The organism is Chitinophaga sp. GbtcB8, from assembly GCF_019091455.1.
Classification (GTDB): domain Bacteria; phylum Bacteroidota; class Bacteroidia; order Chitinophagales; family Chitinophagaceae; genus Chitinophaga.
This window is the reverse complement of record NZ_JAGXJN010000067.1, coordinates 1-18,425: the sequence shown is the minus strand read 5'-3', so window position 1 is coordinate 18,425 and position 18,425 is coordinate 1. Positions and strand designations below refer to the sequence as shown.

Below are 18,425 nucleotides of genomic sequence, written 5' to 3'. Positions count from 1 at the left end.
TCCCTCACATTTGGAAGACAAGGCAAAATTAGATACTTATCCCCGTTTTAAATATATGCAGTTGCCCGTTGGGATACCCGTACATGACTTTCAATGTCACGAGTCGTCATTCCATGGGTATACAAAGACAGCACATTGTCCTCGATCTCGGCCATAATCCGGCTTCGCTTAGGTACCAACTGAGGTTCAAAGGTTCCTTCACGGTCCCTGGGAACCTCTAATGGTATTTCTCCTAACTGAGATTTGACTTTCTTACGGCTATGCCCATTACGACTATTGGAGTATTGCACGCCTTCCGGAGCGTGTTTTTCGTAACCCAGATGCTCATCCATTTCCGCTTTGAGCATCTCCTGGATCCCCATCCGGTACATCTCTGTGAAAAGATCGGAGAGATCTTTACTGGATTTGATTTTTCCGCTCTTCAGGCGGTTGGCCAGTTCCTCTTGAATGGCCTGCTGTAGCTTGTCCATAAGATAACTGATTAATTAAAGTTAAGATTTTATCGGATGGTAGCTCTGCTAACATTTATTGCTGAGCTCTCAATCCTACCATCCTAACCTTTACACAGTTATCTAAACACTACCCGCAAAACTAAACTAAGTGTGTCTCAAGTTGGTTGTACGTCTCACGGATGCTTTATGCTTGTTGTTTAGGACACTTTGTTTACATTCTTGGCTTTCTGCCGTTCTTTTGTTTGGAAATTTGAGGCTTTACTGCCATTTTTTCCTGACGGCATTTAGTTACCCAATCAATATAGTTCCTTGCATCTTCCAGGTTGCAGGGCACTGACCTTCTGCCATCAGAATCTTTTGAATCATCCAACCCCACAATATACCCGTGCTCTGGATATTCTCCCGGAGGATAAACTATGATCAGGTTTTCAAGGTTCTCTTCAGCAGTGTTGTTTTTGTGGCTGGCGATTGTAAACCCTTTATATTCCTCAAATGAAAAATCAGGGTCATTCTTTGAATTATTCATGTCCATTTTTTAATTGAACTAAGTATTTGATTAGGCCATTCTACAAACATTCTGACAAACTAAAGGGAAGCTGTCTATCAGACAAACTCCCCAATGTTGAAATCTTCTAAACCCTTCATCCGCATAGTAGAAGAACCGGAATCCGTACCCTTTCCCACACTCTGGTCCAACAACCTGGCTATCTTCTGCGATGCTTCCGGCATGGAGCTTTCCAAAAGGCTGAAAAGCTCGGTCCCCTGTATTTTATGAACTATATCCACCGCTCTTTCGTACAAAGCGGGCTCCAGCACTTCCTGCTGAAGCAGCGACCCCACAGTGCTTAGTTCTTCAAAGGTAACCCCTGTGGCAAACCCGTCTTCACCATTTGGTTCTCCATACCGGCGCCATTCTTCCTCTTCCTCATTAAAGTCAGGCCCATCAGCGAATACTTCATCCAACTCTTTCTGCGGAATTACTAAACACGATTCTTCTTCGTCGATTTCTAAGTCTAAGTTACTATCCAATTTAACCGGCTCTTCTTCCTGTCGTTCAATGGTAACCTTTGGCACGGCAAGTCGTTTTACATTCTTTGGCCTGCCCACTATATCTGGCAGTTCGGGATTTTTTTGTTCTGACTTTTCTTCTTTACGCAAAGCCTTTTTAATGACGATCTTATCGTGCAACAACAGCGCGATCACAATCAACAGGCAAATGACAATTATTATTTCCATGACTAAAAAGAGGTTTGCTCATCTTGGCGAAATCTTTGAGGATGTCTTCTTCAAAAAGATCAAAATGATGTTTTAGGATGTTATCCAGGTAGGCATACAAAGGAATTTCACCAGACCCGATGACCTGGACAATGCACGATATACGTTCGTGATACTCCGGGCGGACATAAATGCATTTGTCGCCCCTTTGGGCCATTGAATATTTTTTAAGAATAAAGTTCCATAGCTACGTTTCCCTGTATTGCTGATAGTGATTTTGCCGCTATCGGCCTGTTGAGATGCAACATGCTTGTTGATGATTTTATTGTTCCTTTCCATAATGGCATTTATAAAATGGGTTTGTATTTATTATTGAAACTTTTCGTGATGTCTTCACCGAACTCCTGGAAGTGATATTCCAGCAAATTATCCAGGTAGGCATAGATGGTCAGTTTGTCTTCCCCGATAACCTGAACAATACGGGACAGCCGTTCATGAAACTCCGGTCGGATATAAACCGACTTCCCATTTCTTGCAGCTGTACCGGAATTTTTGAAAAATTGTTTCTCGTAGTCCACTTCTGAATTTTTTCTGATCCGGCCCCTTTCTTTTACAGCCGGTTTTTCTGCCGTAGGCTCTCTGGTGGTTTCCGGTTCTATAGACGATGGTGTTGCCGTTTCATCTCCCGCCATTATTGACATCAGCCGTGCTTCGTCAATAACCGGCTGCTGCTTTTTCTTATCCTGATTTTCCATAATGCTTACAATTTCACGGCCCTTAAAAACTCATCCATAAACAGATCCAATCGGCAGGCTTTCATCAGCTTTTCATCAGGGGGAAGCAAAGTAGAGCGAAATACGGCCTTCGCAGTAGTTACACCTTCTTTACGAAAGCGCTTGCTGTCTGTGATTTGAGTCTTCATTAACTATAAGCCCAGATCCGCTATTAATTTCTCATACACTTCATATAAAGCTGTTTTTTCCCTGCCGTCTACCTGGTTCCAGAAAAGCCGTATAGATTCAATTTCCGTCTGCGCCTTCTTCATCAGTACATTGGTAAGCACGTCTGTAAAGCTCAGTGCACTTTCTATCACTACACGGTCTGCTGTAATTGGAGAAAAGATATAATGTACTCCCGCTAAGGTGGTAAGGCCCCCAGGCGTGTTAACCGTTCCGGGCAGGTCAAAGAATACTACATCAACTGGCACCGCTGATCTCCGTCTAAAATCCTGGGCCTCCTGCAGTGCGCTCTCCGCCTTGCATTGGATTACCGGATAGGCTTTCTTGTTGATCTTGCTGAATTGCTGATGAGCGAGCCGCTTATACACTTCATTTTGCATAACAACTTTCAGGTCGCGCTCCCGCATTTGCAGGAGGCTATACTGTGGAAAGTCACAATCAAATACGGCAACATTGTATCCTAAGCGATAGTGCAGGATACTGGCGACCAGGGAGGTAAATGTTGATTTGCCAACGCCACCTTTTTGCGTAGAAAAAGCAACAAATAATGGTTTGTGTTTTGTGTCCATCTTTATGTCTGTTTTTAATTAATAATGTATCTATGTTTATGCTCACTTAATTACTCATGTATTTGCCTACCGAGTTGTGTACGGAACTGCGTAAGCAGTGATATATTACTTCATCGGCATCTGTAAATTGATATTGACATAAAAGCATACATCCTGTTTTATACCTGTGATCATATACTTATGCTAAAAGGGACCAGCATAAGTATATTTTCAGATGCTTATTTGAATGGGTACCTATTCACCACGTTTTGCATGTAGCCTCATAATTCTATATATGCCCGCTTGATTACTTCTGTAATTAGGTGGCTATGTAGCTATGGCCATATATACTTACCTAATACCAAATTCCTGTACAAATAAAAGCATGTATATACCTGATTTCCCCAAGCTGTCCTTCTTTGGCGTTCAGTGGCACGATTTGGTGCGATCTTCAATGGCAATGCTGCCCTGATTTAGCTTTTACTTTGTAAAAGCATTTTTAAAGCGCAGATAGTGAAAGAAAATTATGAACACACATGCCGGGATATGAAGCAGCTGAAGGCTGCTTTCTGCCTGGTACAATTAATCCGCCCCCCAGGGCGGATTTCTTGTTCACCGGAACAGAGCAGGTTGTGTTTTGAGCTGCTCGAATCCTTCTCCGCAGCACAATACAACTTGCCCTTGCAGGGGGCTGGAAATCCCCTCCGAAGTCGGGGATTTGTAAACATTATAAATGGATATTTATGGACGAAAAGAAGAACATACCCAAAAGGAGATACGGCGGCCGCAATCCTAAAAATGATCCCGCCGTATTCAGGTATTCTATATCACTGAATGCGGAAGAAAACGCCCGTTTTCTTTCCTTATTTGAACAATCGGGAATGGATGTTAAGGCACATTTTATTACTGCCTGCATCTTTCAGAAGACAATAAAGACCGTTAAAATCGACAAGGCTGCGATGGATTATTACATGCGGCTAACCACTTTGTATGCCCAGTTCCGTGCAGTTGGCGTTAATTATAACCAGGTGGTGAAGCTTCTTTATGGCCACTTTTCAGAGAAGAAAGCAGCAGCATATCTTTTTAAACTGGAAAAACAGACGGCAGAAATGGCTGCATTATGCCAGAAAATCATCCGTCTCACCGAAGAATATGAGACAAAACATTTGAAGAGAAACGGGTAGCCATGATAGCAAAAATTGGTCATGGTGAAAATCTTGTTGGTGCGCTTCAGTATTTTGACGAATTGCCCTACTTTATCCATGAAGGCATTGAGTTCACGGGTATCAATAGTCTGGGAAGGAACAAGTCTGGAACTAATCAGCGTAGAACCCAGCGCACTGGTAGGTTTTCGGCTTGCCGGTCTTTGGGTAATATACAGATAACACTTGTGCGACAGGTAAGGCCGCTCGTTAAAATGCAGCTCGCTGCATTTGGATAGAAAAGAGGTATCAGGGTTACTGAAATCTGCTTCGTAAGTCGCTTTGATAAACCAGTCCTGTTTGTGTAATAGGCTGTATATCGGCAGTAACCGTATAGCCTTTACCCAAACTGCGTGCAAGGCTTCATAGTCGTTGGTAGAAAGCGTAAAGATCTCTGGTAACAGCAGTTCAAAAGCCAGTGTAATATCTCCCTGCCGGGAGAGCAGATAATCGTTTTCTATCTTATAGATGGGAAGTACGTCTTCCAATTTTTTCTTTCTTCTCATAATCCTTCTCACTTAATTGGATGAATAGCTTTCTGGAACGGGCACTGACAAAGCCAGGAAGATGCTTGCGGGCGTTGTGCTTTAATAATCCATGTTCACCAAATCGTTTGCTAAACCGCTGCACGGCGCTATATAGTACCACACCAGACGGGATAATGATACCAAGGCTGACATAAGTATTTACACCGACGACATACAAGAGGGCAAAGATGATCAGCAGTAGTAGCAGGCCGGCAGCCAGGTAGATAATGTACTGCGCCTTGATTCCCTTGAACTCAATACTGCGGTTAATGCCTTTATTGATGGTATAAACAGTAACGCCCATTGCCTGGAATTAACTAATACCAAAAAAACTTTTCAACGCGGTGGCAACAATGACCAGGAAGATGCAGGCGCCAAACCAGCTGCTGGCAGCTTTGCTGGTATCCTGGTCACCGCTGGACCATTTATTATACACCTTAATGGCGCCTACCAGCCCAACCACAGCCCCAATCACATATAACAATGTGGTACCGGCTTTGAAATACTCATTCATTAAGGTAGTTGCCTGCTCGATGCCTCTAACACCATCTTGGGCGTTCGCGCATAGGGCAACTCCACTGATTAGCGCAAGCAATAAAAGCTTGCGGGGGAAACGTGTTGTTCCCTTCAAATCCACTCTGCACATAATCAAACACGTTTTATTATTGGAAAAGTTGAAGACAAAAAGAGCCCGCCTGCTTATCAACAGCACATTTCCAGCGCACGCAGACGGGCTTCACCACCACAAATCCAACCCTGTCAGTTAGGTTAATTCCAACAGGCTTGTACTTCCTGAGGAGTCAATTTGATACCGCAATCTCTTTCCACCGATAGGGCGATGTAGGTATTAATAGAATCGTAGTATTCGGTTTCCTGGAAAAAACAATAGGGTTGTATAACGGCTTTTATTTTTGAGCTTACTTCTTCTGGATTGGGAGGATCAGTAGCGATATGATTGATACAATCCTGTATCTTGTCCACCACACGTTCAGCTTCTTTTAAAAGTGTCATGTCTTCTGCAGCAATGATTTCAAAGCCGCTGTCATCAATCTCTTCCGGCTCGGCAAGGGAAGTCGATTCAACAGCCGGCGGCAGTACCATAGGAGCAGCTGCCGTTTTTGTGATATGACGAGGAATGACATCTGCGTTGCCATTAGGGTAGTTTACATTTAGCGGAGAGGTTTTTTCCGCTTTGGATTTTAGGATGCCAAAACGATATACCAGCCAATAATACAATCCCAGTATCCCGATCACGGTCACCGCCGTCGTTGCCATCACACTATTCTGGATCAGCATAAAACAGATTTTAATTGATGATTTTTTCGTGTTATTCTTGAGCAAAGATGGGGTTGCGTGAAAGCGATGTTTCAGTGTGGAGACGGAGGCTCGGAAAAAATAAAAGACGCCTTTCGGTGAAGTCAAAACAAAATGGAGTCAGTTGTAATATTTAGATAATGTCTAATAACTAACACAAAAGTTTATGCGAAGAAAATTTTATTTTAATCAGATTTTTATTTGATTTGCATCATAAAATTGTTGTGCGTGTCGAAACGCCCCTTATGCAGATTTTATAACAACAGGTTGACCCACCTGAAAAAATTAGGTTCAAGAAGTACAAATTTTCATTAACCCGTACCGTCTAACAGTAATTTCCCACTGGAGGTTATTTGAGATTGTCGTGTTTTACCCTGTATATCTATGTATCCCAACTACATGGCACTGCTCATGTTATTGTTATACCTATCGCCTGTTTGTGCCCAGGATTCGTCGTTGATAAAAGACAATCAACGTTTGGATAGCGTTATACAACATCTTCCTACCAAATACCTTGACCAGACTGCTGGTAAGGCTCGCAGGATGCAACAACGAGTCGATCAATACTCCTTAAAAACTTTGAATCGACTGCAAAAGCAGGAAACGGGGATGAGAGCGAAGCTTGCGAAGATAGATTCCGTTGCAGCGAATAATATATTCAATCACTCCATTGATTCGTTGGGAGCTTTAAACGCTAAATTCAAAGGGAAAGTAAGTGGATTAGCACTTTCTGGATCGGGTACAGGCTATCTCGACACGCTACAGAACTCCTTATCATTCCTCAACAATGCCAAAAGTATTGCTGGGCAGTCAAAAGCCCTGCAGGATAAATTATCCGGTTCCCTAAAAAATGTACAGGATCTCCAGGCGAGATTCCAACAGGCAGACCAGATTAAAGCTTATATCCGGTCGCGTAGACAGCAACTGAAAGAGCAGCTCGCGCAATACACGGGCTTCGCGGATGATTTGAAGAAATATAATAAGGAGACTTATTACTATGGACAACAACTGCGCGAATATAAAGAACTGCTGAAAGACAAGAAGAAGGCAGAAACCAAAGCCCTGGAGCTTCTAAAAAGGTTGCCTGCGTACAATGACTTTCTAAGTAAACACTCACAATTAGCCGGTCTGTTTAATCTTTCTGCAGGTGGCAATGATGTTGCGCAAAGCCTGGCAGGACTACAAACGCGCTCGCAGGTAGAGCAGCTTATCCAACAACGTTTGGGTGGTAGCGGGCCTGACGCCCGTGCGGCAGTAAGCCAGCAAATGTCGCAGGCACGGGAACAATTTGACGAGTTAAAAAAGAAATTTCCGGACCTGGACAATGCCGCCGATATGCCCAACTTCAAGCCCAATGAAATGAAAACAAAAAGTTTTCTGCAACGTTTGGAATTTGGTGGCAACATGCAGTTTGCGCGTTCTACGCAGTTTTATCCTACTACCAGCGACATTGCCGGTCAGGTGGCGTATAAATTTCATAAGAACGGTACTGCCGGCATGGGCGCCGCTTATAAATTAGGTATGGGTACCGGCTTTGATAATATCAGGTTTTCCCATCAGGGTGTCGGTTTACGTTCCTTTCTGGATTGGAAACTGAAAGGTTCCATCTTTGTGAATGGCGGCTTTGAGGAAAACTATATTGCCTCCTTCCAGAATAGCGCACAACTCTACAATATAGACAACTGGCAAGGTAGTGCCTTAGTTGGTATCAGTAAAAAATATAAGATCAACAGCAAGCTAAAAGGGAATATCATTTTGCTGTATGATTTTTTATACAATCAACATATACCTCGAACGGACCCTGTAAAACTAAGGTTAGGATATAATTTTTAAAATGCAAATAGAAGGCGTAGTGCAGGAATACTTTTGGATAATCGTTTTTTTAACCCCTTCTTCTCATGTGATAGAAACCTTTTAGATAATAAATCCTTATTAATATGAAAAAATGTGTTCTACTATTTTTACTGGTAGCTTTTGCTCCATTGTCTTTTATTTATGCCCAGACGAGTGGCACCATAACCGTGGGTGGAGATATCACCAAATGGTACCCGGTTTCTTTCAGCGATAGTACGGGATGGTCGAAAAACTTTGCTACCGAGCTTGAAATCGGCCGCTCCGAGTATCACCGCGACGGCTCCGCTAAGGGTTCGATGATAGCCAGATTCCGGTACCATACATCAAATTGGGGTAATGGGTCCAATTTTATGGACGTTGATCTACGTCAGGCTCCTGGAGCATATTATGTTTTTATTGCTGGCTGGCGTGATGCTGCCGTTTCCAATTCTACCAGGCGGTTTTTGGTTTGGTTACGAGGTGGGACCACTACCTATTCGTATCAATCCAACTATGCAGTTAATCCGCTTGTCTACGACGATGTTCAGAATGCGTTGCCCTATCAGGAACCCAACGGACCGTCCCACTCATATAAGACCACTATCGATCCATATGTGAATAGTTATGGTATGACATACAATAACTCAGCGTACTTTAATGGAACCACTCAAAATTACTTTGGAGGATCGATCGGTGTCGGAACTGATACTGCGCTTGCTAAGCTTCATGTTGATGCAACACAAGGTACCGTCTTTGGCAAATTCACCCAGTCCAATGTTCTGCCAGCGGAAGGATTCTTAGATTTCTCTAACGGTACCCTGGGGACAGGGAGTTTCATACCCAATATTGTTGGACGTGCTAAGACACCTGGAAGGCCATTGGGGCTTTATATTACCGGCCAGGCAGAGGACATTGTACCTTCTGGCACTGACGCTGGCTACGCGGCGGTTGTGCTTGATGGCAGAACTAAAACTGCCTCTGCATTGACCAAAAGTAATGTTTTGGCGATAGCTAATGCAGGGCAGAACCTTGTTACCGTTCAAGCTGATGGCGATGTAGGCATAGGTACGACAGACACCAAAGGCTACAAACTTGCGGTGAATGGCTCCGCAATATTCACCCGCGCTAAAGTAGAAGCATATGCCAACTGGCCGGATTATGTTTTTGAACGTGATTATTCTTTAATGTCACTTTCTGACCTGGCTAAATATATCAATGAAAACAAACATCTGCCTGACATGCCGTCCGCAGACGAAGTAGCTAAAGATGGATTTGACCTAGGAGATATGAATAAAAAGTTGCTGCAAAAGATAGAGGAGCTCACCTTGTATCTCATTGATCTCAAAAAGGAGAACAGCGAAATGAAACAGCAGCACAACGAGCTGCTGGAACGAATGGAGAAATTGGAAAAAAAATGATCATTCAGTAAGCACCTAAAGTGGAACTCCGATGAAAATAATCAACTATACTGTTATAGTTATCTTAACCCTTTTATTGCTACCCTGCAAATTCGTTAGTACACAAGGTACCCGTTATTTACCTAAAATACTTCCAAAAGCGCCTAACATCAGCTCATTGCTAAGATTTGGTGTGTATGATGTAAACCTTATTAGAAAGTATAAACATATAACTATATAAGTTTTATGAAGAATGATATCAACCTGGCAGAGACTGCCAGGATCACAATCACCGCCTTATCGCATGCCAGCATGCACTTTCCGCGGCTTCCCAAACCAGTAGCTGGAAATATATAACATGCCCGGAAGTTATGTTAATAGCCCGCAGTTCCGGGCACACAGCCGCAGGCAAAAGATGCGGCTACCGGTCAAGACTACTTTTTCTTAAGAAGGAATAACCTTGATTGAAACAGTTTGTCAAAAAAATAAGCGCGGACAGCAGCTAGATAAAAATTTAAAACATATTTGGAATGAAAATAATAATAAGGTCATGGCTTTTTATATTCCTTACCATCAGGGTAACAGCCCAGACTAATGTAAAGTTAAATCCAGGCATAGAAAACATAATCCCTCCTTCCCCCAATGCAGCAGCATTAGGAAAATTTGGCGATATACCAGTAGGGCCATCAACCGGGATTCCACAAATTACAATTCCTGTATTTAATTATGAAAGTAAAACAAATGAATTAAAACTGTCAGTCTCCCTGGATTACCATGCAGGCGGCGTACGGGTAGATGAAATGGCGTCTAATGTAGGAATAGGTTGGGCGTTAAATGCCGGTGGAGTAGTTACAAGAACATTAAGAGGTATAGCAGATGAAGTAGAAGATTACGGCTTTCTGTACTCCACACTCCCACAGTCTCCAACGGATGGAAATGCCGGAGCTGACCCTTCGGGCCGATCTTATGGCTTAATTTCCAATGATCAACTGGACGGACAAAACGATATTTTCAATTTTAACTTTAATGGACATACAGGAAAGTTCATGCTCGGAAAAAATAATGATTTCTTAATGCTTTCTATGCAGCAAGTGAAAGTAGAAAAAGAAATCCAGTCCGGGAATATTGTGAAGTTTATACTAACAGATGAAGCAGGGTATAAATATGCTTTTGAAGCTATTGAATCAACTCTTGCTTACAATTTGGCTTATCATTCAACATATAATTCTTCCTGGTATCTAACTCGTGTTATTTCGCCTGCAGGTCTTGATACAATAAAGCTTGATTATGAAAATACCAGTTATGAATATGCGGTGGCAAGCAGTGCTTCTATAAGCTTTTCTGCAACAAGTGCACTACCCTCAAAGCCATATCAGGCTACTTCAATAGGGCAGAAGATAAATGGTAAAAGGCTTAAAAAAATTACGTTTCCCAATAATGCAGAAATGTCTTTTATATACAGCAATACAACAAGAGGTGATCTGCCTGGCGATTATGCGCTGGAAAAGATCTCAATCAGTGATGGAATTTCTAAAAGAGGTTATAAGCTATTGTATGATTACTCATTGAACAGGCTCACCCTGAAAAAAGCTATACCTTTTTCGGGTGCCAGTGAAACGGAAGACACCCCTTATGAATTAGAATACAGGGGCACATTACCCGACAGGTTAAGTCTCCGGCAGGATCATTGGGGCTTTTTTAATAACAACTCAACTACTTCCTTTTTTCCCGAGGAATATTTGGCTGGGCCAATAGGTAGCATAGGTGAGGATGTAGGATATGTGTATCTTCCAGGTGGTACAAGAGCAACTGATTCTGTACTTTGCTTGAATGGTTCTTTAAGTAAGATCATTTATCCAACGAAAGGGTACACTATTTTCGATATGGAGGTTAATAAGGCGGAGGACGAAAGGTTAATCCACAAGTTGGAAGTATTATCAAAATTCAGGGATTCATCTATTTCCTTCAGTTGTAAAAGTGGCACCACAACTACGGCAACGTTTCCTTATAAGGGTGACCCAAATGGCACAACAGATATTACCTTCTCATTAACAGGAAGCGGACAATGCTCAGGATCCTGTATGGTTTATGTTTATCTCAAGGATGCTTCTGGCAACACGATAAATTACTTCGAGATCCCCGTTCCAGCTACGGGTGTTCCACCCAGTAAATCATTTACCGTAGCAAATCTTGTTCCTACACAGACATATACGCTTAGTGCAGGCACAATGGGGCTGCAAAATTATAACGGCTTTATTGGTGTAAGCTGGAGAGAAACCAGGAAGCAGAATCCTGTGCCCTTTACCGTGGGATATGCGGAATTGTGTGTTGGTGGTTTACGCGCAAAGAAAATATCTCATTATGATAATAACTCAAGCATCCCGGCCTTGGTAACGGAATATGAGTACACTATGGAGGACGGAAAATCTTCTGGTACATTAGGAGTATATCCGGTGTACTCTAATGTAGTAGAATATGATTTTAGAACAACTATAGCTATTCCACCTGATTATATCGAACCGTATTCCCCGCGCTTTCCATTTATTACCAGGTCCAGTTCTTCTATATATGCGCTTGCTAATGTAAACGGAAGCCCTGTGACCTATAAAAGAGTAGTAGAGAGAACGTCAGGAAATGGGAGCTACTTAGGCAGGACTGAACGGTTTTTTACTACTTTTTCAGATCATCCTGTTTTAACAGACAAACCATATCCGTTTGCTCCACCTCGCTATTCTGATTGGAAGTATGGGCTATTACAGAAAGAACTTATCTATGATAACAGTAATTTTTTGATTAGGAAAACAGAGAATAGTTATAAATATACAACTGATATGTTCTATAATAGCCCCACCCGTTTTGATAATTTTAGATCTGTTTCAACAGCACCGGTTAAATTTTTGTACCTGGGAATTCAAAGCGGGTATGGGGATTTTTGGTCAAATCAAGGCCCGCGGCCGCTTTATAACTTAGGTGTTAACTTTTATCCGGATGCAGGAAGAGTTGATTTAGAAAAAACAACTACTTATGAATATGATGCTACAGGGGGTGTACTGCAAACTACGGTAAATTACGAATATGATCCGGTTAACTTTTATGTAAAGGCTCAACAAGTGGTTAACAGTAAAGGTAACACCCTTAGAAAGCAATACAACTATCCTAAAGATATGCTAGGTGGCGTAAATGATCCTAATGGGATATACCAGGCGATGGGAAACTCGCATATTATTAATCCGGTCATTGAAGAGATACAATTAAAAGATAACGTGCAGATATTACTGACCAAAAAGAACTATTATAACCCTTACACAAATGTATATGTACCTCAAACCAATCAGATCAGGATTGGAAGCCTTCCAATTGAAACCCGGATGCGCTATCATGAGTATAGTAACAAGGGTAATATACGTTCTGTATCAATGGACAACGATGTAATAACATCATATATCTGGGGATATAAATCTCAATATCCGGTAGCCAAAATTGTGGGAAGCAGCTATACTAATGCCAGCCAATATATTACTCAAAGCATTTTGGATAACATGTCTACGACAGATTCTCAGATGCGGGCCGAGCTTGACAACATACGAATTAACCTACCTAATGCCCTGGTTACGACCTATACTTACGCCCCATTATTAGGTATTACCAGTGAAACAGATTCCCGCGGAGCTACCATTTATTATGAATATGATGGTTTTGGCAGGTTAAAACTGGTAAAAGACCAGAATGGAAAGATCCTGAAGCAATATGATTACCAATTTCAGAAGCCTATTACCCAGTAATTAGTTTTCCTAAAAGAACACACATGAGATCAATTATATCATATATACTTAAAGCAAGCACAGGGCTGGCATTGTTGGGAGCAGGACATTCGTTATTCGCCCAGAATAAACCCGACACCAGCACCCGGCCAACAGCCACGGCTGTTACAACACCAGGCAGCTATACCAATACAACAATTAATTATATCCGCGCCTGGGAACCCAGCATGCCTTCTTCAGATACGGCAGCAGTAAGGTCATCCACGGATGTAAATGCAGTAAAACAGAGCACCCAATACTTTGATGGATTAGGCAGGCCATTGCAAACAGTCACCAGGGCGCTTACTCCCGGCGGAAAAGACCTGGTAGCACCGGTGGTATACGATGCGTACGGGCGTGAACAATATAAGTATCTGCCCTATGTACCCAAAAGTGGGAATACCAATGATGGGAAATTTAAAACAGATCCATTTAACGGACAGAAAGGGTTTTACCAGGATGCAGCATTAGCGCCAGGAGCAGTTGGAGAGACCATTTACTATGGACAAACCGAGTATGAAGCATCGCCCCTGAACCGGGTACTAAAAACTTATGCCCCTGGTAACAGCTGGGCAAAGGGAAATAGTAGAGGAGACAAACCCATAGAACTGCAATACCAGGTAAATACAACAGCAGATGCTGTCCGCATATGGAGCATTCCTACCGGCGTTATCCCTACTAGTGCCGCTAACCAGGTATATGCTGCCGGGCAGCTATATAAAAATATCACGAAAGACGAACGAGGTCTGCGCGTAGTAGAATTTAAGGATAAGGAAGACCGTGTTGTACTTAAGAAAGTAGAACTAACCGCAGGCGCAGCAGACGGCCATACCGGCTGGTTATGCACTTATTACGTGTATGACGACCTGGGTAATTTGCGTTGTGTAATACCCCCCAAAGCAATTGGAATAATAATCGGCAGCAGTGGTGGCGGTGCCGGCAATAACTGGGTAATTGATGCCACTACCGCTAAAGAGCTTTGTTTCTTTTACCGTTACGACGGCCGTAACCGGATGATCATGAAAAAAGTACCCGGAGCAGATTCCACTGAAATGGTATACGATGTGCGGGACCGGTTAGTGTTCAGCCGCGATGGTAACCTGAAAGGCAAAAACCAGTGGCTGGTTACCTTTTACGATGGATTAAACCGCCCAACTATGACGGCCTTATACAATTCCGCCTCCACCCGTGATGCCCTGCAAACCAACATGAACAGCGCCACCTCCAATACCCAAAGCATCAGCTACACCTTTCCTGGTGTAGCAGATATGGTAGTAGCCTCTCATGATGGCCGGCCCGAATATGAAGCCACCAACAGCATCACTTTCGAGAACGGCTTTGATTCTGGTACCGGCGAAATGCTGGCAGAGATCAATCCATCTTCCAACCAGGGGATCACCAATATTACTGTCACCAACCCTTTACCCAATATCCCCACCAGCTCATTAACCCCGCTGACCTACACTTTTTACGATAACTATGGCTTTACGGGCAAGCAAGATCCTGTTAATGATTTTCTTAAACCACAATACTCAGGTAGTTCTTATGCAGAAGTAATTACCAGCACCAGTAACATGACCAAAGGCCTGGTAACCGGCAGTAAGATAAGAGTGTTAGGCACCGGTCAATGGCTCACCACGACTATTTATTATACGGACAAAGGCCGGACTTTACAAACGATCTCGGACAATGTAAGCGGTGGCAAAGATGTAGTTACCAGTTTGTATGATTTTAGCGGGAAGCTGCTCAGCACTTATGTTCGTCATAATAACCTACGAAGCGGTGTAACAGCCAATACCATGGTGATGACACAAAACCTCTATGATGCAGCAGGCAGGCTGAAAACCATAAAAAAACAGATCAATGATACCGGCACTCCTAAAGTAATAGTAGAGAATGCCTATGATGAGTTAGGGCAGTTAAAAAGCAAACGCCTGGGTGTAGTAAATACCTCTCAGCTGGAAACACTGAACTATGAGTATAACCTGCGCGGCTGGCTGAAAAGTATCAATAAAAGTTTTGTAACCACTCCCGGCAACGCCAGCAACTGGTTCGGCCAGGAATTAAGTTACGATTATGGCTTTGTTACCAATCAATACAATGGCAACATATCCGGCAACAAATGGAAGAGTAAAAGCAACGGCATCCAGCGGGCATACGGTTACAACTATGACAATGCGAACCGTTTAACCGTAGCTGACTATACCCAACAGAACAGCGGCAGCACTAACTGGACTGCCGATCAGATGAACTTTTCTGTAAGCGGGATAACCTATGATGCCAATGGTAATCTTGGTACCATGACACAAAAGGGCATGGTAAGTGGAGGCATAGCTCCCATAGACCAGCTGACCTATGGCTATAAAAACACCAATACCAGTAACAAGCTGGCTACCGTTGCAGATCCCAGTACCACCGCCACCGCTAAGTTAGGCGACTTTATAAACGGCACCAATACCGGGGATGATTATGAATATGATGTCAATGGCAATCTGACAAAAGACCGGAATAAGAATATAGATACCATCCTCTATAATCACCTTAACCTGCCGGAAAATATAACTATTGCCAGTAAGGGAAGCATTCAATACCAGTATGACGCCGCCGGCAATAAGTTGAAGAAGGTAGTAACGGACAATACAAGCACGCCCACCAAGGTTACCACAACTACTTATATAGGCGGCTTTGTATACCAGAATGACACCTTGCAATTTGTAAGCCATGAAGAAGGACGTATCCGTACGGTGTTTAAGAATGCCACACCGGTATCTTACGTATATGACTACTTCCTAAAAGATCACCTGGGTAACGTAAGAACGGTACTAACCGAGCAAACGGACTTCAGCATGTACGCTGCCACTATGGAAACAGAACAAGCTCCCACAGAAACAGCCTTGTTCAGCAACCTGGATGAAACCCGTACGACCAAACCGGTAGGTTATCCGCAGGATGAAACGACACCCGATAACCATGATGTGGCTAAGTTAAATGCCAAAGATGGTGGGAAGAAGATCGGTCCTTCACTGGTGTTAAGAGTAATGGCCGGCGATACCATTCAAATAGGCGCCCGTGCATTTTATAAGTCCACCGGCCCTAAAGACAATAAAACCGTTTCCCCGGAAGATATGGTGGCTTCCCTGTTACAAGTCTTCGGTGGAACGGACGCTTCCAGCGCTTCGCATGCCGCCCGCCAGGCGGAGAACCTTTCCCCATTCATGAACTTTAATAGCAATGATTATCAGCGTTTAAAGGAAAAAGACGCTGATCAGAACCAACAGGATAAACCAAAAGCCTATCTGAATTTTGCATTATTCGATGATCAGTTTAACTTAGTAGATCAGAATAGTGGCGTACGGCAGGTAAAAGGCGAGCCGGACGAGCTGCAGACCCTGGCGGTAGACAAGATGCCGATTGAGAAAAGCGGTTTCTTGTATGTATATACCAGCAATGAAACAGCACAGGATGTGTTCTTTGATAATGTAGTGGTACAGGATATAACCGGGCCGTTGTTGGAGGAGACGCACTATTATCCGTTTGGGTTAACGATGGCGGGGATAAGTGCGAATGCGTTGCCGGAGAAGCTGGTGAATAGGAAGAAGTATAATGGTATAGAATTTACGTCAGAACTTGATTTAGATGTTTACGATGCATTTTACAGAAATCTTGATCCTCAAATAGGCAGATGGAACCAGATAGATCCTAAAATAGAAAGTATGGAAGCTTGGTCGCCATATGCTTCTAACTATGACAACCCGATACGGTATAATGACTTTTTAGGCGACGAAGGAGACGACCCTAATAAAAGAGGATTTTTTCAAGGAGTGAAAGCAGGGTTTGTTGGTTACTTTAAAAATATTGGCCATGCCGTTACTAATCCTGTTGAAACGGCTAAGGCTTTGGTGTCCTCTAAAGCGCTTTTAAATAATGCGTTGAATACTGCAACTATGGGAGCGTCAGGAATTGCAATTAGCTTGGCAAATAAAGCTCAGACTATTGCGACTGAGGGGACATACGGAGCAGGTAAGGTTGTAGGAGAAACCGGAGCAGATGCATTACTTGTGGCAGCAACAGAAGGAGCAGGGAGAGCTGTAACATCAATAAAACGTGCGGTTGCCAGTGCTAAGGCAGCAGCGCTTACAGAAGAGGTCGTAAGTACTGCATCGGAGCTGATACAAAAGGGACAAGCGCCTGCGTCTGTAATTGGTGCCGTCGCGACTGATGGACAGCAAATAATAGGAACAAGCGGCAAAATTCCATCAGTTATTGCACCTAATCTATTTAACGCTGCTAAAAAAGTTGGAGGAGTTGGAGCTAAAAATGCTGGTAATGTCGTTGGTTGTTGCGGTGAATTTCAGACAGGTAACCAATTGATGCTAAACAACCCTGCACTAAAGCCTGGCGATATAAAGTTTACCCCAGCTATTAGACCTCGCACTGGGGAAGCAATACCAACTTGTGATAATTGTAAGGTAATATTTAACATTGAATAATATGTATACAGAGAAAAGATTAATTGAAAAAGCTGCAGTCGAATCAGGGATTGATACCGATTGGTACTTTATAGATATGTTCGGGAAAATGGCTGTTGTGGCTTCAGCCGGAGGCTTATTACCTGACCCTGTTGTTGCTGATATGAATAGATTAGAGAAAATGATAGCTTATTTTCGGGCCTTGCCGGTATTATCAAATAACATAATTATCGAGAAGCATATTCTAGATAAGGTAGAAAAATATACTAAAGAACAAAGGGAGACTTATTTAAAGGATTTATATTTTATGGTCTCCAGAGGATTTTACTATTTTGATAAGACAGAATTAAATAATTATTTTGATTTTAAATACGAATTAAAGGCCAAACCATCAATACCTCTTATTATTAATAATAACGATAGTAGCGTACAAGAAATACTGCCAAATATCGTTGTTGGAAAGGATATCGAGGACATTAAGTTTTTTTTCGTCAATGACTTTGCCTAAATCTAAAAAAGCTATTTAGAGAGCCACAGGAGTGCACTGTACCTGTGGCTCTTGCATTTTTATATATACCCTGTGGCTTCATCAAGCAATAAGAGCATCAAGCATTACTGTATTTTGGAATCATCGTATCCCCACGAGCAAATACATATTTTAGCATCACGGCAGTTGGCATACATTAGACATTCAAATCTAAGCGATGCC

The 18,425-nt window shown here is 42.7% G+C and carries 15 protein-coding genes and 1 pseudogene; 6 read left to right on the top strand and 10 right to left on the bottom strand.

Going from position 1 to position 18,425, the window contains the following annotated elements; translation table 11 throughout:
- Window positions 1–47: 47 nt before the first annotated feature.
- The 6 genes from KVT36_RS30935 to KVT36_RS30910 form a co-directional block, all read right to left on the bottom strand.
- A complete protein-coding gene (locus tag KVT36_RS30935) occupies window positions 48–470 on the bottom strand; it encodes a transposase (protein WP_217607292.1) in 423 nt (140 codons plus the stop codon).
- 193 nt (window positions 471–663) lie between these two features.
- A complete protein-coding gene (locus KVT36_RS30930; RefSeq protein WP_217607291.1) occupies window positions 664–978 on the bottom strand; it encodes a hypothetical protein in 315 nt (104 codons plus the stop codon).
- A gap of 77 nt (window positions 979–1,055) precedes the next feature.
- Complete coding sequence (locus KVT36_RS30925; RefSeq protein ID WP_217607290.1) at window positions 1,056–1,688, bottom strand: conjugal transfer protein TraD; 633 nt, start codon at window positions 1,686–1,688, stop codon at window positions 1,056–1,058.
- On the bottom strand, window positions 1,630–1,884 hold the full coding sequence (locus KVT36_RS30920; protein WP_217607289.1) for a DUF3408 domain-containing protein: 255 nt from the start codon (window positions 1,882–1,884) through the stop codon (window positions 1,630–1,632). The genes KVT36_RS30925 and KVT36_RS30920 overlap by 59 nt, the downstream gene beginning before the upstream one ends.
- A 130-nt stretch (window positions 1,885–2,014) precedes the next feature.
- Window positions 2,015–2,422: a DUF3408 domain-containing protein gene (locus tag KVT36_RS30915; RefSeq protein ID WP_217607288.1), complete on the bottom strand. Its 408-nt coding sequence runs from the start codon at window positions 2,420–2,422 to the stop codon at window positions 2,015–2,017.
- Between the two features lie 170 nt (window positions 2,423–2,592).
- The gene (locus tag KVT36_RS30910) at window positions 2,593–3,195 is read right to left on the bottom strand and encodes a ParA family protein (RefSeq protein WP_254640274.1); all 603 of its coding nucleotides are present in this window, start codon (window positions 3,193–3,195) and stop codon (window positions 2,593–2,595) included.
- Window positions 3,196–3,917: 722 nt separating this feature from the next.
- Here KVT36_RS30910 and mobA point away from each other — a divergent pair.
- On the top strand, window positions 3,918–4,358 hold the full coding sequence (mobA, locus tag KVT36_RS30905; protein ID WP_217607287.1) for a conjugal transfer protein MobA: 441 nt from the start codon (window positions 3,918–3,920) through the stop codon (window positions 4,356–4,358).
- A gap of 428 nt (window positions 4,359–4,786) precedes the next feature.
- On the opposite strand, the pseudogene KVT36_RS33325 reads toward mobA, so the two are convergent.
- The 4 genes and pseudogenes from KVT36_RS33325 to KVT36_RS30890 all read right to left on the bottom strand — a co-directional run.
- Window positions 4,787–4,882, bottom strand: a pseudogene (locus tag KVT36_RS33325) (DUF3875 domain-containing protein); the annotation flags it as partial.
- Window positions 4,839–5,207 carry a DUF4133 domain-containing protein gene (locus tag KVT36_RS30900; protein WP_217607286.1) on the bottom strand — a complete coding sequence of 123 codons (369 nt, stop codon included), beginning with the start codon at window positions 5,205–5,207 and terminating at the stop codon, window positions 4,839–4,841. The pseudogene KVT36_RS33325 and the gene KVT36_RS30900, both read right to left, overlap by 44 nt.
- A gap of 9 nt (window positions 5,208–5,216) precedes the next feature.
- Window positions 5,217–5,549: a DUF4134 domain-containing protein gene (locus KVT36_RS30895; protein ID WP_217607285.1), complete on the bottom strand. Its 333-nt coding sequence runs from the start codon at window positions 5,547–5,549 to the stop codon at window positions 5,217–5,219.
- Window positions 5,550–5,671: 122 nt separating this feature from the next.
- Complete coding sequence (locus tag KVT36_RS30890) at window positions 5,672–6,199, bottom strand: hypothetical protein (RefSeq protein WP_217607284.1); 528 nt, start codon at window positions 6,197–6,199, stop codon at window positions 5,672–5,674.
- A 402-nt stretch (window positions 6,200–6,601) separates the two neighbouring features.
- Here KVT36_RS30890 and KVT36_RS30885 point away from each other — a divergent pair, with 402 nt between their 5' ends.
- From KVT36_RS30885 to KVT36_RS30865, 5 genes are all read left to right on the top strand, one after another.
- Entirely contained in the window at window positions 6,602–8,050 is a 1,449-nt protein-coding gene (locus KVT36_RS30885) for a hypothetical protein (protein ID WP_217607283.1), read from the top strand.
- Window positions 8,051–8,154: 104 nt separating this feature from the next.
- Window positions 8,155–9,468: a hypothetical protein gene (locus tag KVT36_RS30880; protein WP_217607282.1), complete on the top strand. Its 1,314-nt coding sequence runs from the start codon at window positions 8,155–8,157 to the stop codon at window positions 9,466–9,468.
- 509 nt (window positions 9,469–9,977) lie between these two features.
- Window positions 9,978–13,229, top strand: a complete 3,252-nt coding sequence (locus tag KVT36_RS30875; RefSeq protein ID WP_217607281.1) for a hypothetical protein — start codon at window positions 9,978–9,980, stop codon at window positions 13,227–13,229.
- Between the two features lie 23 nt (window positions 13,230–13,252).
- On the top strand, window positions 13,253–17,737 hold the full coding sequence (locus tag KVT36_RS30870) for a DUF6443 domain-containing protein (protein WP_217607280.1): 4,485 nt from the start codon (window positions 13,253–13,255) through the stop codon (window positions 17,735–17,737).
- 1 nt (window position 17,738) lies between these two features.
- On the top strand, window positions 17,739–18,224 hold the full coding sequence (locus tag KVT36_RS30865; protein ID WP_217607279.1) for a hypothetical protein: 486 nt from the start codon (window positions 17,739–17,741) through the stop codon (window positions 18,222–18,224).
- The last annotated feature ends 201 nt before the right edge of the window (window positions 18,225–18,425 follow it).

Bases quoted from the DNA above. Each gene is read 5' to 3' on its own strand.
- KVT36_RS30935 (WP_217607292.1), bottom strand. From the start codon at position 470: ATGGACAAGCTACAGCAGGCCATTCAAGAGGAACTGGCCAACCGCCTG.
- KVT36_RS30930 (WP_217607291.1), bottom strand. From the start codon at position 978: ATGAATAATTCAAAGAATGACCCTGATTTTTCATTTGAGGAATATAAA.
- KVT36_RS30925 (WP_217607290.1), bottom strand. From the start codon at position 1,688: ATGGAAATAATAATTGTCATTTGCCTGTTGATTGTGATCGCGCTGTTG.
- KVT36_RS30920 (WP_217607289.1), bottom strand. From the start codon at position 1,884: ATGGCCCAAAGGGGCGACAAATGCATTTATGTCCGCCCGGAGTATCAC.
- KVT36_RS30915 (WP_217607288.1), bottom strand. From the start codon at position 2,422: ATGGAAAATCAGGATAAGAAAAAGCAGCAGCCGGTTATTGACGAAGCA.
- KVT36_RS30910 (WP_254640274.1), bottom strand. From the start codon at position 3,195: ATGGACACAAAACACAAACCATTATTTGTTGCTTTTTCTACGCAAAAA.
- mobA (WP_217607287.1), top strand. From the start codon at position 3,918: ATGGACGAAAAGAAGAACATACCCAAAAGGAGATACGGCGGCCGCAAT.
- KVT36_RS30900 (WP_217607286.1), bottom strand. From the start codon at position 5,207: ATGGGCGTTACTGTTTATACCATCAATAAAGGCATTAACCGCAGTATT.
- KVT36_RS30895 (WP_217607285.1), bottom strand. From the start codon at position 5,549: ATGTGCAGAGTGGATTTGAAGGGAACAACACGTTTCCCCCGCAAGCTT.
- KVT36_RS30890 (WP_217607284.1), bottom strand. From the start codon at position 6,199: ATGCTGATCCAGAATAGTGTGATGGCAACGACGGCGGTGACCGTGATC.
- KVT36_RS30885 (WP_217607283.1), top strand. From the start codon at position 6,602: ATGTATCCCAACTACATGGCACTGCTCATGTTATTGTTATACCTATCG.
- KVT36_RS30880 (WP_217607282.1), top strand. From the start codon at position 8,155: ATGAAAAAATGTGTTCTACTATTTTTACTGGTAGCTTTTGCTCCATTG.
- KVT36_RS30875 (WP_217607281.1), top strand. From the start codon at position 9,978: ATGAAAATAATAATAAGGTCATGGCTTTTTATATTCCTTACCATCAGG.
- KVT36_RS30870 (WP_217607280.1), top strand. From the start codon at position 13,253: ATGAGATCAATTATATCATATATACTTAAAGCAAGCACAGGGCTGGCA.
- KVT36_RS30865 (WP_217607279.1), top strand. From the start codon at position 17,739: ATGTATACAGAGAAAAGATTAATTGAAAAAGCTGCAGTCGAATCAGGG.